We start from the raw sequence: 15,612 nt of genomic DNA on the forward strand, positions 1-15,612 counted from the left end.
TCAAGAACCTGATGACATTGAGAGACAGAGGACTACTACATATGAGCGCGAAGAAAGAACTACTGGCTGCGTACTGGACCCTCGCGGGCGACGTTTATCCGTGTGCATCGAATGAAATCAGCCCGTTCCCGTTGCGCGAGCGCTGCGAAGCGGCTTCGCGTGCAGGCTGGAGTGGCATCGGCCTCATTCTCGACGACCTCGAGTACAGCATCGGGAAGTACGGGGTGTCCGGCGTCAGGAAGATTCTGGACGATACGGGCATGAAGTACTTTGAGCTCGAAATCCTCATGGACTGGTACTTCGACGGAGAGGCGCGTGCCAAGTCGGACGACTGCCGTCGCCGCTTCATCGAACTGGGGGGCGAACTCGGCATGCGCAATCTGAAAATCGGTGCGAGCCCCTTCGACAAAAATCCGGCCGACTTCGCCCGTATGACCGACGAATTCGCAAAGCTTTGCCAGGACGTGGCGACGGTCGACGCGACGGTCGCAATCGAGTTTATGCCCTTCTCTCCGATTCGGAATATCGCCGAAGCGCTGAAGGTTGCCGAAGGGGCCAACCAACCCAATGGCGGTCTGATGGTCGACCACTGGCACGTTGCCCGCGCCGGCACGCCTTATAGCGAAGTCGCCCGTATCCCGACGCGCTTCATCAAGGGAGTCGAACTGGATGATGTAGGCGCACAGGTCAAGGGTTCACTGTTTGATGACTCGACCTTCAACCGCCAGCTTTGTGGGGAGGGTGCAGGTGACTGCCGCGCCTTTGTTGATGCCCTGGAACAGGCAGGCTGCACGCTCCCATACTACGGCGTTGAACTCATCTCGGAGGTGCACCGGAAATTTCCGCTCGACGAGATGGCGAAGCGCGCTTATGACACCACCATCGCGCAGTTCTCGGCAAAAGCCGGCACTGCTGCCTGACGCTTCCAACCCTTAACGACAAAACATTTCAGGAGACTCACATGATTCGAATCGCCGTACTCGGTGCCGGCCGCATTGGTCGCATTCACGCGGGCAATGTTGCCGCGAGCCCGAACGCACAACTGGTCGTGGTGGCCGACCCGGTTGAAAGTGCCGCCAGGTCGCTGGCCACGCGCCTCGGCTGCGAAGCCTCGACGGACCCCGCGGCCGTCCTTGAGCGAAAGGACATCGACGCAGTCGTCATCGGTACGCCCACGGACACGCACATCACGTTCATGCTCGAGGCCGTCAAGCGCGGCAAGGCTGTCCTGTGCGAAAAACCCATCGACCTTGACATTGAAAAGTCGCTCGCCGCAGCGAACGAGGTCGAACGCCAGGGTGGTCGTGTCATGCTCGCGTTCAATCGCCGTTTCGACCCGACGTCGCAGGCGTTCCGCAAGGCAATCGACGCGGGTGATGTTGGCGAAGTGCGTCAGGTCATCATATCGAGCCGGGACCCGGGCATGCCTCCCCGCGACTATGTCGAACACTCGGGCGGCATTTTCCGCGACATGGTCATCCACGACCTGGACATGGCTCGCTGGCTGCTCGGCGAAGAGCCTGTCGAAGTGATGGCTATGGCTAGCCGCCTCATCGACGAGTCGCTGGAGAAGCTGACCGATTTCGATACGGTGATGGTGCAGTTGCGCACCGCTTCGGGCAAGCAATGCCACATCAACTGCTGCCGCGAAGCCGTGTACGGCTATGACCAGAGAATGGAAGTCTCCGGTTCCAAGGGGATGCTGCTCCAAGACAACCTTCGTCCGTCGACGATTCGTCGCTGGTCGAAGGAATCCACGGACGCGCGGGAGCCGCTCCTCAACTTCTTCCTCGAACGCTACGTAGAAGCGTACAAGGCCGAACTCGAAGCCTTCGTCGACGCACTGAACGCGAACTCGCCTTTGCCGACCTCCGTGCAGGATGGGCTGAAGGCGTTGCGCCTGGCGGATGCCGCGCTCGAGTCCGCTCTATCGGGCAAAGCCGTCAAGGTCTAACTGGAAATCCGGAGGAGATAAGTCATGACGCGAAAGATTGGTCCCAACGAGACGCTCGGCGTAGCCTGTCTTGGAATTACGCACCCCCATACGTCCGGGCGAGTCAAGGCCATCCAGCGTCGCACCGACGCAAAGATGCTCGGTGCGTGGGATACGAGCCCGCTGCTCACCCCATTCGTCGACGCGCTCGGTCTCCAATCGCGCTCGAAGGAAGACATCCTGGCGGACGAGAATGTTCATGTCGTGCTCGTCCACTCCAAGAGCGAGAAGATGGCCGACCTGACCATCGAGGCACTGGAAGCCGGCAAGGCAGTCTTGTGCGAAAAGCCCGCTGGCCGGAGTTCTGCGGACGCGAAACGCATCGTCGACGCAGTCGAGCGTACGGGGGGGTTGTTTCAAGTCGGCTATTGCTGGCGTTTTGCGCCTTCGGTCGATGCCATGCAGGCTGCCCTCAAGAGCGGTCGTCTCGGGAAAGTCGTACAGGTGCGCGCCCACGGAGGCTGTTCACATGACGAAGCGGGCACTGCACACATGACTCAGCCAGGCGATATCGGCGGCGCAGTGTTCGTTATCGGCTGCCACCTCATCGACCGCATTCTTTTGCACTTCGGCCTGCCGCGCTCGGTGAACGCTCGAATCACGAAGTTCCCGAATTTTCACGGTGATGAATCGCGTGAAGACGCGGCAGGCACAGTGCTGAACTACGAAGACAAGATTGTCTCCGTCGACTTCATGTCGTGGGACGTCCTGCCGTGGACCGAAAGCTGGGACATCACCGCCTACGGAACGGAAGGCATCATGTCGTCACGTTCGCTGCCCGCGAGCTACAAGATTTACGACGCGGGTAAAGGCGACCATCCGGAGGGCTGGACCGAGTGGCAAGAGACCAGCTTTCCGGAAATCTGGGCCACGAAAAAGACGGAGTATTCGCCCGATATTGCTGAAATCGGCAACCCGGTGTACTTCGACCGGGAGTCGAACGCGTTCTTCGACGCCTTGCGCAACGGCACGCAGTCGGTTGTGCCTGCCACGCAGGCGTACAACATCAGCCGTGTCATCGAGGCTATGTTCGCTTCATCCAAAGAAGCCGGTGCAGAGGTTGTTATCGGTCAATAGTTTGAATGGCCGACGCCCTCGGACGTCGGCCACGGATTCCGTACCTTGTAAAACCGGAATCACAAATATGCATTCCTAAATAGGAGACGAAGTCATGAAGATTCTAAAGAGTGTCGCGGCCATCCTGGCCGCTTCGGCTGCCTTCTCGGCAGTGTCTGGTGCGGCCTTCGCCCAGGATAAGGGTGTTGTTGGAATATCGCTGCCCGACAAGACCGAATCCCGGTGGATTACCGACGGTAAAAGCATGGTCGACGCACTGAAGGCAAAAGGCTATTCGGCCGACCTGCAGTATGCGAACTACGATGTTCCGACGCAGGTGAACCAGGTCGAGAATATGCTCGCGAAGGGTGTCAAGGCACTGGTCATCGCACCTATCGACGGCAAGACGTTTTCTGACGCTCTGGCGCTCGCCCACAAGAAAGGCATCAAGGTCATTTCGTATGACCGCCTGATTAGCCAGACCAAGGATGTCGACTACTACGCAACCTTCGATAACTACGGTGTGGGTGTTTTGCAGGGACAGAGCATCGTCTCCGCATGGCAGAAAGGCGGGAGCAAAACCCCATTCAACATCGAGATTTTCGGGGGTTCTTCGGATGACAACAATGCCCACATGGTCTATGCGGGCGGCATGTCGGTTCTGAAACCGTACATCGACAGCGGCAAGTTCGTGATTCGGAGCAAACAGATTGCTTTCGAAAAAGTTGCGACACGCAACTGGGATGGGGCGACCGCTCAGGCCCGGATGGACAACTTGCTGAGCGCATTTTATGGCAAGGACCACCTCGACGCAGTCTGGGCACCGAATGACGCGCTCGCGATTGGCATTATCTCGTCTCTCAAGGGCGTGGGATACGGTTCGGGTCAGCAAGCAATGCCCATCATCACGGGACAGGACGCGGACGTGCAGAACGTGAAGAACATCGTTCGCGGTGACCAGACGTCGACTGTGTTCAAGGACACGCGCAAGCTCGCCGGCGTCGCCGCCGACATGGTCGACGACGCGCTGACCGGCAAGCAGGTGCCCATCAACGACACGAAGAGTTACAACAACGGTGCGAAGATTGTTCCGACGTATCTTGTAAAGCCTGTTCTGGTAGATAAGTCCAACTACCAGTCGGAACTGGTCACGAGCGGCTACTACACGCAGACTCAAATCAAATAAGGCATCTGAATTTCAGTGTGGGCGGGCTTCGAGCGGGACCCCGCTTCACGCAGGCACGCCCCGAGCGTGACCAATTGGAGGAAGTTGACCATGGATACCATTCTGGAGATGCGCGGAATTCAGAAGAGCTTTGGCGCTGTCAAAGCCCTGAATAACGTTAATCTGAGGGTGCGTCGGGGCGAAATTCACGCCATTTGTGGAGAAAATGGCGCAGGAAAATCGACCCTGATGAAAATCCTCAGTGGCGTCTATCCGCACGGCTCATATTCTGGCGACGTCCTTTACGACGGCCAGGAGCGGGTATTCGCCGATATTTCGGATAGCGAGGCGGTTGGAATCATCATCATCCACCAGGAGCTTGCCCTAGTGCCGATGCTCTCGATTACCGAGAACATCTTTCTTGGTAACGAACAGTCGAAGCGCGGCGTCATCGATTGGCAGGTTTCACGTGCGAAGGCAAAGGTACTGCTCGCCAAGGTGGGTCTCACGGACTCTCCAGACGCAGCGGTCGGCACGCTTGGGATTGGCAAGCAGCAACTCATCGAGATTGCCAAAGCATTGTCGAAAGAGGTTCGTTTGCTGATTCTTGACGAGCCCACTGCAAGCCTGAATGAAAAAGACAGCGACACGCTGCTTAGCCTTCTGCTCGAGCTCAAGTCGCGAGGTGTGACGTCAATCATCATTTCGCACAAGCTTAATGAGATTTCGCGCGTCGCAGACGGCATCACCGTTATCCGTGACGGCTCGACGGTCGACGCCCTCGATTGCAGCACCGAGAGTGTGAGCGAAGACCGCATCATCAAGGCAATGGTTGGCCGGGAGATGTCCGACCGTTATCCGCCGCGTACGTCGAACATCGGCAAAGTGATTTTCGAAGTCAATGACTGGTGCGTCCAGCATCCCACGCAGCGCGACCGTGCCGTCATAAAAGGCGTGAACCTGACGGCGCGCAAGGGCGAAATTGTTGGTATCGCGGGGCTGATGGGTTCCGGGCGCACCGAGCTCGCCATGAGTGTCTTCGGCGGAACGTACGGCCAGGGCATCACAGGCGAAGTGCTGATGCACGGAAAACACGTTGACACTTCATCGGTCAAGAAGGCTATCAAGGCGGGACTCGCCTACGTGACCGAAGACCGGAAAGGCAACGGTCTGCTCCTGGACGACAACATCAAGCGAAACATCACGCTGGCGAACCTGTCCGGGGTATCCAGATTGGGCATTGTCGACGAGCACGAGGAGATAACGGTTGCGACCGATTTCCTCAAAAAACTCCGAATCCGTGCTCAAGGCGTTACCCAGGTCGTCGGCAACCTGTCGGGCGGAAACCAGCAAAAAGTCGTCATCAGCAAATGGCTGTTCTCGGAACCCGAGGTGCTGATTCTCGACGAGCCCACACGAGGCATCGATGTGGGAGCGAAGTACGAGATTTACAACATCATCAACCAGGCGGTTGTGGCGGGTAAGTGTGTGGTCATGATTTCCTCGGAAATGCCTGAACTTCTTGGCATGTGTGACCGCGTTTATGTCATGAACGAAGGCCGGTTTGTCGGCGAATTCACCGCAGCAGAAGTCTCGCAGGAAAAAATCATGCGAGCAATTATGCGAAATGGAGGCATCGAAAATGCGTAAGGCACTCTCTCCGGTAGTCGCCGAAGGCGCCGAGGTCAAGAAAAGCGAACTGGTCGGTCTGGTCAAGCGTGTTGGCAGCGAATATGGGCTACTGATTTCGCTTGTCATCATCATGGCGTTCTTCCAGGTTTCAACGAGCGGCGTACTTATGCAGCCACTCAATCTCACCAACCTGGTGCTTCAGAACAGCTACATCGTCATCATGGCGCTCGGCATGCTCATGGTGATTGTTTCAGGCCACATCGACCTCTCCGTCGGTTCAACGGCCGGGTTGGTGGGCGCCCTGGCAGCGGTGTTGATGGTGCAGTTCGAGGTCAACTACATCTGGGCGACCATCATCTGTATCGCGGCGGGCGCGCTGATTGGCGCCGTACAGGGCTACTGGATTGCGTTCTGGCGGATGCCATCGTTCATTGTGACGCTGGCTGGCATGCTGGTCTTCCGTGGCATGACCAACCTCGTCCTCCAGGGACAGTCCATCGGTCCGTTCCCTGATGCCTTCGGCGCAGTCAGTTCAGGTTTCATCCCTGATTTTTTTCATGGTCAGGCGCTTCACCTCACCTCGATTCTCCTCGGCGTGCTTGTCGGTGTGCTTTTCTTTGTGATTGAGCTTCGGCATCGTGCCGGCGCGGCTAAACATGGAGTCGAGAGTGGCTCGTTCTCGATGTTCGTGACGAAGAATGTCGTCCTGACGGCGCTGATTGTGTTCTTCTGTTACCTGCTCGCATCCTATCGTGGCCTGCCTACCGTGCTCGTCATCATGGGTGTGCTGATTGGCGTGTACACGTTCATCATGAATCGCACGACAATCGGCCGTCGTATCTACGCTGTTGGCGGAAATTCAAAAGCAGCAAGATTGTCGGGTGTCAGCGTTCCGGCAGTGAGTTTCATGACTTTCGTGAACATGGGTGTCCTTGCGGCGCTGGCAGGTCTGATTTTCGCCGCACGTCTGAATAGTGGAACGCCGAAGGCTGGCACGGGATTCGAACTCGACGTCATTGCAGCGTGTTTCATCGGCGGCGCATCCGCCTCCGGTGGTGTCGGAAAGGTCGTCGGTGCGGTCGTGGGCGCCTTCATCATGGGCGTGATGAACAACGGCATGTCCATCATGGGTATCGGCGTGGACTATCAGCAAGTCATCAAAGGCATCGTTCTGCTCGCAGCCGTGTTCGTCGACGTATACAACAAGAACAAAGCGTAACCACTCTTTCCACGGCAGACCAGATTTAGAAATCAGCAGGGCGAAGTGCGTAGCGAGGCCCAGCTGACATGCATACCTGAGTTATTAAATTGCATGCCAGAACATCTGGTTTGTTTATAAGCACTACAAATGGAATTTAATATGGTCAAGCATATCGTGATGTGGAATGTTCGCGGCGAGACTCCCCAGCAAAAGCAGAAATCCGCGATGCTGGTAAAGAACGCCTTCGAGAGCTTGGGCGGAAAGATTCCCGGGCTCACCAGGCTGGAGGTCGGGCTGGATGTAAGCGCCGTGGAATATGCCTGCGACGTCGTCCTGTACACGGAATTCGAAAGCCAGGAATTGCTCGACGCGTATGCGTCGCATCCTGAGCATCTGCGAGTGAAGGAAATCGTGGGTGACGTTCGTATCGCTCGCCACCAAGTCGATTACGTCTAAGCGTGCTGCACCGTTTGACGACACAGGAAGCCAATCCCCATGTATGACTTCACCTACACCACGCAGGCGTCGAGAGTGGTATTCGGCGCCGGATGCATGAAGCTGATTCAACAGGAAGTCGAGACGTTAGGCGCACGTCGCGCGTTAGTTCTATGTACGCCCGAGCAGAAGGCGCAGGCGGAGGTGGTTTCATCGCTCCTCGGTCCTTCGAGCGCGGGAGTCTTCGACGGCGCCCAGATGCATGTTCCCATCGAGAACGCTCGCCGCGCGCGCGAACACGCGAAGTCGGTCGACGCGGACTGTGCAGTGGCTGTTGGTGGCGGTTCGACGATAGGGCTCGGCAAGGCGATTGCACTAGAATCGTCGTTGCCGATTATCGCGATACCGACGACATATGCTGGGTCTGAGATGACTCCCATCTACGGGATAACTGAAAACGGCCTGAAGAAAACGGGTCGGGACGCCAAGGTAATCCCCAAGACAGTCCTCTACGACCCGGAGTTGACCATCGGGCTTCCGGTTCGTCTCTCGATTGTTAGCGGCCTCAACGCTATCGCCCATGCCGCCGAGGGGCTCTACGCAAAGGACGGAAATCCCGTCATGTCAATGATGGCAGAGGAAGGCATTCGCGCGCTCGCCAACGGGCTTCGTGGGGTAAAGAAAAACAGCAAAGACAGAGCTGCGCGCAGTGAGTGTCTCTACGGTGCGTGGCTGTGCGGCATGATACTCGGTAGTGTCGGAATGGCGCTTCATCATAAGCTTTGCCATACGCTGGGCGGAACATTCAACCTTCCTCATGCAGAGACGCATGCAATCGTGCTCCCTCATGTGCTTGCGTACAACGGTGCCGTCGTGGACGCGGCGATGGGTCGAATCGCCAGGGCGTTGAACGTAGAGTCGGCGCCTGACGGCCTCTACAAACTCAACGAAGAACTCGGAGTACCGCGAGGTCTTCGCGAGATTGGATTGCGCGAAGCTGACCTCGACTATGCATGCGAGGTTGCATTGTCGAATCCATACTGGAACCCGAGGCCGATTGAGGAGGAACCGCTTAGAGCACTGCTACAGCGTGCCTGGGAGGGGGCGCGTCCCACCGCGTAACCTTCGACAAACTGATTTCCCCGTAGCATTCTGTCGTCTCCAGGGGGAGTTATATGCTGTCAACGCCGAATAAAGGCTAGGGTTTGCTCAACTCGCCTTTCAGAATCCATTGGCGGTCGCTCTCCGATATTCGGTTAATCTGGAGGGTGCCGGCAACCTGCAGCCCGGGAAATTTACCCGCCGCGCCGCTGACTTCCCACAGGCCGTTAAAAGCTGAACGGGGCTCGCCGGCTTTGCCTGTGACGGTTATCTGTCGCAGCTCTGTTTTCAGATAAAGAATGTCGCCCGGTCCACGAGTGATGGCAAGGTGGCCGGTTCCCCTGCCATTGGTTTCAGGTCCCAAGGTCACCTCGTGAAGACTCGGCACTGTCAAGTTGAGGAGCGTCGGCTACGTGTCTGGCGAAAAAGTAGTTATCCTTACCAGGCAACTCGCTCAGCTGCGGCTGAGACAGTCCAGCCATGCCATGTGGCGAGGCGTTCTTTCAGAATGGTGCGGTGACATTCCGCGTTCATCCGATGTCTGGGTAACGCGAAGTGCTGCCGGATCGGGCCGAAGCATGAGAGAAAAGCCTGCGTGCGACGCGCGTCGCGAAAGCCGCACATTTGGCGCTCGCGCCTGCGGGTTGGTTGATGGCTATTCTCGGCGCGGTTGTTTACTCGTGCAGCTGCTTTGACGAAAACGTGCTTTACCTGAGCGAGTTCAGGGATATCAGCCTTCGCTGCCGGATAACTGCGCAGTTGATCCGTAACGATCTTCCGCGGCACCGGGTTTGATCGCAGCACTCGTCGACAGAAGCGCCTGGCCGCAGCCTTCGCGCCGCTTTTGTACCAACACGTCGAGTTCTGCGCCATGCTCGTCGACGGCACGCCACAATAGATACGGCTCGCCGCGCAGCGTCACGAACATCTCGTCAAGGTGCCAGGTGCTGCCCGGCTTGTGCCGCACCGCCTTGGCGCATTTGGCGAATCCAGCACCGAACTTGTCACACCAGCAACGGATCGTTTCGTACGTGACCACGACGCCGCGCTCGAGCAACAACTCTTCGATGTCGCGCAGGCTCAGGCTGAACCGGAAATACCAGCGAACCGCGCAGCTGATGACGACAGCAGGGAAGCGGTGGCCGTGATAAAGCGATTTCGTCTTGTGCATCGCTTCATTCTACCGCCGCCTGTCCACCAACCTGACACAGCCACACAGAGTCCCTCGTCAAGGTTGCGGTGCTCGACGACTCCAGAGCCGTCACCTGTCGCCCACGCCTTGAGCGTCCGCTGATCAGGGCGAAACCGACATCGCGGAGCGCTGCTGCAACGGTCGCATCGCTGCTGCAACGGTCGCATCAAGGGAGCGGCGGTTTTCTGCGGCGTTGAGGGCGCGGTCTATTCCTGCGGGGAATGACTGTTATCGATAGCGCCCATCTTCTGTTCGAGCGCCCTGTGCTTCATCATCTCCTCGCCACGATGCGCAGCCACGACCTGTACAACACCACGCTCTACCCGCACTCGGACCGCTATCGCGGCGTGTTCGGGCAGCTCGATGTGGTGTTCATGAACCAGCGCGAGCTGGAGAGACGAGGCTTGCGTCCAAGCGAGCACGTTGACATCGCCGTTTTGCGAAGAAGCATGTGGAGGGCTTCTAGTCGTGCTCCTTGCAAGAGTTCGGCCCGACTGAATCGGTGTCGCCGACGCCGACCGTGCGAGAGGCGCGCCCCGCTCGTTTTCTACGTTCGGTAGCCGGTGGCGGCGTGGAGCACCCAGCGAATACTCGCAAGCAGTGGACGGCAACGATCTGCCGGACTGACAACGGATCTTCAACTCGAGAGCCACATGAAAGCGATTGAATTGCGTCAACTGCGCTACTTCTCGATTCTTGCGCGGGAACTCCATTTCGGCCGGGCGGCCGACCTCGCGTCGATAACGCAGTCTGCGCTTAGCCAGCAGATTGCGAAACTGGAAGAACTTGTGGGCGCGCAATTACTAAACCGCGGCCGGCGCGGCGTGACGCTGACCGCTTCGGGCGAGGCTCTGCGGAACAGCGCCGATGCAATCTTCGTTCAGGTTGAGCGCGCATTGCGTGAGGCGCAGGATGCCGCGGGCTGTAGAGAATCCAGGCTCTCGATCGGTCTGGTCGAGTACGCGAATCTGCCATTTATTCCGCCTGCGCTCATTCGGTTGCAGGCACTATATCCGGACATCACGATAGAGCGCCACGAGATGAACACGGCGCAGCAGATTACCGCGCTGACTGAGAAACATATCGACATCGGTTTCGGCGTATTGGTCGACGCTGCACCAGAAAACGACGACGTACTGGTTCAGCCGCTGTTCGAAGCAGAGTGGGTCTTGTTGATGCGCAGCGATCACCGGCTGGCAAATGTCGACTGTCTGAACCTTTGCGATCTTGCGCAGGAGCGACTGATCGGCTCGGCACGTGCGGTCAATGCGCCGCTTTATGACTCGATGGTTGCTCGGTTCGAGCAAGCTGGCTTCACGCCAAATTTCATCTATGAAACGACGCAGATACAGGTTGGCGTCACGCTCATCGAACAAGGACTCGGCGCGATGATCGGCACTACATACCTATTCTCGTCGCTTCCAAAAACTTTGCGGTACCGGCAGATCAACGGCCTCGAGCCCGTAACGGTCCAGATGCTGTCGCGCACAAATGAACGCAATTCGCTGATACTTGACTTTCTCGAACTGGCGGCTGAAGAAGCGCGTTGCGCGCAAACCCACGCTACGGCGCTCGCACCGCCGGTCGATAGGCAGCGCGTACTAAGTGCGCCTACTAAACCGTGATCGGCGTGGAGTAACGTAGACTCTGCCCGGGGAGCACCACGCGACAGCGTCGATGCCATCATCCGGCAAGTGGAGCAGGCGCTACGGATTATTCGGGAAGCGGCGGGGTATCAGAGTTTCAAGATCTCGATTGGCCGCATTGAAGATGCCAATCTGCCGTTCATTCCGCTCGCGTTGATTCGGTTTCAGGCGCTATATCCGGACATCACAGTTGAGTGCCACGAGACGAACACGGCGCAGCAAATCGTCGCGCTAAAAAGAAACAGCATCGATCTGGGCTTTGGTTTGCCAGCAGGCAGTTTGCTCAACGATGTGGAGACTCTAACGGAGCCACTGCTCGAGTCGAGCTGTGCGTTGCCGGTGCGCAGCGACCACCGGCTCGCGAATGTCGACTGCCTCAACCTTGTCGACCTTGTGCATGAGCGTCTGATCACCTCGGCGTGCGGCGCAAATGCTCCGCTCGACGACTCGATCGTAGCGCATTCCAAAGGCGCCGGCCTCAGGCCAAATTTCGTCTACGAAACCTTGCAGGCGCAGGCCGGAACTACGTTGATCGAACAGGGACCAGGAGTAGTGACGGGTACGACCTGTCCATATCATTGCCGTAGACAATCATATATCGATTCATCAATGACATGGAGCCGATGTCGGTTCAAATGTTCTCGCGCTTGGAAGAGCGCGATTCGCTGATTTTCGATTTCGGTGAAATGGTTGCCGAAGAAGCGTGTCGCTTGCGTGCTCTGAACCTCCAGCCGGGCGCATCTCTCGATAAGTACGCGGTTCGCTTCACGTGTCGGATCGATTAGCGCCAGTAATCGGCCTTGCAAGTATTTCGAATTGGCTAATACTGATGATGTCATCCAAACTTCTCCTCAACGCACGAGCGGCTTGATGAATAGGCGGATCACCGTCGAGTTCATCCGCCGGCATGCGTTCATGCACTGTCTGTTTCATGCGTATCGCGAGAATTCGGAAGTGGATATGACATCACGAGAACGCATGCTAGAGATTGCAAAAAACCGCGCAACCGATGTATTTCGCGCATTCCTAATCGACTGGAGTATTAAAGATGGCCCAAGCACAAGCGAAGCCCGGAAAGACCCTTTTGTCCCCTAACGATCACACGCTGATCATGATTGACCATCAGTCGCAGATGGCATTCGCGACGAAGTCGATCGATGCGGTTCTTCTGCGCAACAATGTCGCATTGGTCGCGAAGGCGGCCCGCGAGTTTGGCGTGTCGACGATTCTGACTACCGTCGCAGAAAAGGCGTTCTCCGGTCCGATTTTCGAAGAGATCAGCTCGACATTTCCTGGCCAGACGATGATTGATCGGACTAACATGAATGCGTGGGAGGACCCTCGCATCACCGCTCGCGTAAACGAAATCGGAAAATCACGCATCGTGATGGCGGGTCTCTGGAGCAGCGTCTGTATCGTCGGGCCGGCGCTTTCGGCGCTTGATCAGGGATTTGAGGTGTACGTTATCACTGATGCGTGCGGCGATGTTTCGGACGAAGCGCATCAACGCGCGCTAGATCGCCTCGTCCAACAAGGCGCACGCCCGATGACGTCGTTGCAATATTTGCTCGAGTTGCAACGCGATTGGGCTCGCACCGAAACCTACACTGAAACAGTGCAAACCTCGGTAGCGCACGGCGGTGGTTACGGACTAGGTCTGATCTATGCGAAGACGATGTTCGGCGGTTCCGAGGGACACTGAACGAGATTTGTCATACCCGCTCGGTCTTGGTCTTATCGCCGCCGGTCGAGCCGGTGGCGAAAATCGAAGTGCAGGTTGACCAGTGACAGCGATCGGCAACACGGCGATCATTATATATTCAGGATAACGAGATATTTGTTGCGTTATCTACGCCGCGCGACTAAACCGGTCGTCCGATTTTTTGTCTTTGAATTGTCGTAGGTTGCCAGGGTCCTTGATTGGCGATGCAGCCAGTCGATCTCGCCGCTTTGCGTAATTAGCTGGAGCGACTGGCGCGCTTCAATCCGATACTTCGACGTCAGGGCAGGACCAATGAAACTCTATCTGTTATCACTAGGCGCCGGCATCCTGGTCGGCATTATCTATAGCGTGATCAATGTACGTTCGCCAGCACCTCCGCTTGTCGCACTGCTGGGCCTGCTCGGCATGCTGATCGGCGAGCAGGCGATTCCTTCCGCGAGGCAGTTGTTGGGTTATTCGACGCCACCGCCCCTATCGCATCAGGCGAGCGGAACCGGTCGTCTTTCCAGCAAACGGTCGTGTCATGCCGTGTTGCAGGCAGACCGGGGGCTTGTTGGCAACGAAGAGGAACACTCATGAGCATTACCATTACTCAACCGGACCTGATCCTCTACAACGGCCGGGTTACGACGCTGGATCGTTCGAACCCCGCGGCAACGGCTGTTGCGATCAAGGATGGCAAGTTTGCTGCGGTGGGCAGCGACGCCGAGGTCCTGCTGCTCGCAGGGTCAACAACCCGGGTGATCGACCTGAAGGGGCGCAGAGTACTGCCCGGACTGATCGACAATCACACTCACATCATTCGCGGCGGACTGAGCTTCAATATGGAGCTGCGTTGGGATGGTGTGCGCTCCCTTGCCACCGCGATGGACATGCTGCGCGAGCAGGTTGCCGTCACTCCGGCGCCGCAATGGGTGCGCGTGGTGGGTGGATTCACCGAGCACCAATTCGACGAGAAACGCTTGCCCACGATCGAAGAACTGAATGCGGTTGCGCCCGATACCCCCGTGTTCATTCTGCATTTGTACGATCGCGCGCTACTGAATGCGGCGGCTCTGCGCGTGGTCGGCTACACGAAGGACACGCCGGAGCCTCCGGGAGGACAGATCGTGCGAGACAACGCCGGCAATCCGACCGGCTTGCTGCTCGCGCAGCCGAATGCATCGATCCTGTACGCGACGCTGGCGAAGGGTCCGAAACTGCCGTTCGACTATCAGGTGAATTCGACACGCCACTTCATGCGCGAACTTAACCGGTTGGGCGTGACCGGTGCGATCGACGCGGGCGGCGGCTCCCAGAACTATCCGGACGATTACGAGGTTATCCAGAAACTGTCCGACGAAGGCCAACTGACGATCCGTCTCGCATACAACCTGTTCACGCAGAAGCCGAAGGCGGAGAAGGAAGACTTCTTGAACTGGACGAAGACGTCAAAGTACAAGCAGGGTAACGATTACTTCCGCCACAACGGCGCAGGCGAGATGCTGGTGTTCTCGGCGGCGGACTTCGAGGACTTCCGTGTCGCGCGTCCGGATATGCCCCCGCAGATGGAGGGCGAGCTGGAAGAAGTCGTGCGTGTACTGGCGGAGAACCGTTGGCCGTGGCGTATGCATGCGACCTATGAGGAAACGATAAGCCGCGCGCTCGACGTGTTCGAGAAGGTCAACAGGGACGTGCCGCTTGGCGGCATCAACTGGTTCTTCGATCACGCCGAGACGATTTCCGAGAAGTCCATGGACCGAATCGGTGCGCTGGGTGGTGGCGTCGCGGTGCAGCACCGGATGGCGTACCAGGGAGAGTACTTTGTCGAGCGTTACGGTGCGAAGGCAGCCGAGGCCACGCCGCCGGTTGCGAAGATGCTGGAGAAGGGAATCCGGACTTCGGCCGGTACGGACGCAACACGGGTCGCGTCGTACAACCCCTGGGTATCGCTGTCGTGGCTGGTGACGGGTAAGACGGTGGGTGGCCTGCGGATGTATCCGCAACGGAACTGCCTTGATCGCGAAACAGCCCTGCGCATGTGGACCGAAAATGTGACCTGGTTCTCGAACGAGGAGGGCAAGAAAGGCCGGATCGAGGCAGGTCAGTTTTCCGACCTGATCGTCCCTGACCGCGACTTCTTTGCGTGCGCTGAGGACGAGATTGCCGATACCACGTCGCTGCTGACCGTGATGGGTGGCAAGGTCGTATACGGCACGGGTGAATTCGCGTCGTTCGACGACAGCGCACCGCCGCCCGCGATGCCGGACTGGTCGCCGGTGCGTCGCTTTGGTGGTTTCGCCGCGTGGAAGAACGCGAGCGGCAACGGCGAAGCGGCGCTGCAGCAGGTCGCAGCGGCGTCGTGTGGTTGTGCGACGGCGTGCGGTGTGCACGGTCACGCGCATGCCCGCGCGTGGACGGCCAATGCGCCGACCTCGGACCTGCATGGTTTCTGGGGCGCGCTCGGCTGCTCCTGCTGGGCGGTCTGA

General features: G+C 57.9%; 15 protein-coding genes and 1 pseudogene. 13 read left to right on the forward strand and 3 right to left on the reverse strand.

What is annotated here, in order from left to right:
* Positions 1–41 precede the first annotated feature (41 nt).
* From FVF58_RS43455 to FVF58_RS43490, 8 genes are all read left to right on the forward strand, one after another.
* Positions 42–920, forward strand: coding sequence for a sugar phosphate isomerase/epimerase family protein (locus tag FVF58_RS43455; RefSeq protein WP_149675779.1), 879 nt, complete (start codon positions 42–44; stop codon positions 918–920).
* A 41-nt stretch (positions 921–961) separates the two neighbouring features.
* Entirely contained in the window at positions 962–1,954 is a 993-nt protein-coding gene (gene iolG, locus FVF58_RS43460; protein WP_149675780.1) for an inositol 2-dehydrogenase, read from the forward strand.
* Positions 1,955–1,978: 24 nt separating this feature from the next.
* The gene (locus FVF58_RS43465) at positions 1,979–3,070 is read left to right on the forward strand and encodes a Gfo/Idh/MocA family protein (RefSeq protein ID WP_149675781.1); all 1,092 of its coding nucleotides are present in this window, start codon (positions 1,979–1,981) and stop codon (positions 3,068–3,070) included.
* Between the two features lie 94 nt (positions 3,071–3,164).
* Positions 3,165–4,235 carry a multiple monosaccharide ABC transporter substrate-binding protein gene (gene chvE, locus FVF58_RS43470; protein ID WP_149675782.1) on the forward strand — a complete coding sequence of 357 codons (1,071 nt, stop codon included), beginning with the start codon at positions 3,165–3,167 and terminating at the stop codon, positions 4,233–4,235.
* Between the two features lie 90 nt (positions 4,236–4,325).
* Positions 4,326–5,864: a multiple monosaccharide ABC transporter ATP-binding protein gene (gene mmsA / locus FVF58_RS43475; RefSeq protein ID WP_149675783.1), complete on the forward strand. Its 1,539-nt coding sequence runs from the start codon at positions 4,326–4,328 to the stop codon at positions 5,862–5,864.
* Positions 5,857–7,065 (forward strand): multiple monosaccharide ABC transporter permease, encoded by a 1,209-nt coding sequence (gene mmsB / locus FVF58_RS43480; protein ID WP_149675784.1) that lies wholly within the window; start codon positions 5,857–5,859, stop codon positions 7,063–7,065. Before mmsA ends, mmsB begins: the two co-directional genes overlap by 8 nt.
* A gap of 141 nt (positions 7,066–7,206) precedes the next feature.
* Complete coding sequence (locus FVF58_RS43485) at positions 7,207–7,503, forward strand: Dabb family protein (RefSeq protein WP_149675785.1); 297 nt, start codon at positions 7,207–7,209, stop codon at positions 7,501–7,503.
* Positions 7,504–7,542: 39 nt separating this feature from the next.
* Entirely contained in the window at positions 7,543–8,604 is a 1,062-nt protein-coding gene (locus tag FVF58_RS43490) for a maleylacetate reductase (protein WP_149675786.1), read from the forward strand.
* A gap of 76 nt (positions 8,605–8,680) precedes the next feature.
* Here the strand turns inward: FVF58_RS43490 and FVF58_RS43495 are convergent, their stop codons facing one another.
* A complete protein-coding gene (locus tag FVF58_RS43495; RefSeq protein WP_149675787.1) occupies positions 8,681–8,947 on the reverse strand; it encodes a hypothetical protein in 267 nt (88 codons plus the stop codon).
* 74 nt (positions 8,948–9,021) lie between these two features.
* A pseudogene (locus tag FVF58_RS43500) lies at positions 9,022–9,754 on the reverse strand (IS6 family transposase).
* 674 nt (positions 9,755–10,428) lie between these two features.
* Between FVF58_RS43500 and FVF58_RS43510 the strand changes: the two are divergent.
* Both FVF58_RS43510 and FVF58_RS43515 read left to right on the forward strand, forming a co-directional pair.
* Positions 10,429–11,400: a LysR family transcriptional regulator gene (locus FVF58_RS43510; RefSeq protein WP_149675789.1), complete on the forward strand. Its 972-nt coding sequence runs from the start codon at positions 10,429–10,431 to the stop codon at positions 11,398–11,400.
* A gap of 69 nt (positions 11,401–11,469) precedes the next feature.
* Positions 11,470–12,090, forward strand: a complete 621-nt coding sequence (locus FVF58_RS43515) for a LysR family substrate-binding domain-containing protein (protein WP_188131132.1) — start codon at positions 11,470–11,472, stop codon at positions 12,088–12,090.
* Positions 12,091–12,186: 96 nt separating this feature from the next.
* Here the strand turns inward: FVF58_RS43515 and FVF58_RS51980 are convergent, their stop codons facing one another.
* Positions 12,187–12,354: a hypothetical protein gene (locus FVF58_RS51980; RefSeq protein ID WP_188131133.1), complete on the reverse strand. Its 168-nt coding sequence runs from the start codon at positions 12,352–12,354 to the stop codon at positions 12,187–12,189.
* Between the two features lie 115 nt (positions 12,355–12,469).
* Between FVF58_RS51980 and FVF58_RS43520 the strand changes: the two genes are divergently transcribed.
* The 3 genes from FVF58_RS43520 (at position 12,470) to FVF58_RS43530 (ending at position 15,612) form a co-directional block, all read left to right on the forward strand.
* Positions 12,470–13,123 carry a hydrolase gene (locus tag FVF58_RS43520; protein WP_149675791.1) on the forward strand — a complete coding sequence of 218 codons (654 nt, stop codon included), beginning with the start codon at positions 12,470–12,472 and terminating at the stop codon, positions 13,121–13,123.
* 312 nt (positions 13,124–13,435) lie between these two features.
* Complete coding sequence (locus FVF58_RS43525; RefSeq protein ID WP_149675792.1) at positions 13,436–13,723, forward strand: DUF1427 family protein; 288 nt, start codon at positions 13,436–13,438, stop codon at positions 13,721–13,723.
* Complete coding sequence (locus tag FVF58_RS43530; RefSeq protein WP_149675793.1) at positions 13,720–15,612, forward strand: amidohydrolase; 1,893 nt, start codon at positions 13,720–13,722, stop codon at positions 15,610–15,612. Before FVF58_RS43525 ends, FVF58_RS43530 begins: the two co-directional genes overlap by 4 nt.

This window comes from Paraburkholderia panacisoli, from assembly GCF_008369935.1.
Lineage (GTDB): Bacteria > Pseudomonadota > Gammaproteobacteria > Burkholderiales > Burkholderiaceae > Paraburkholderia > Paraburkholderia panacisoli.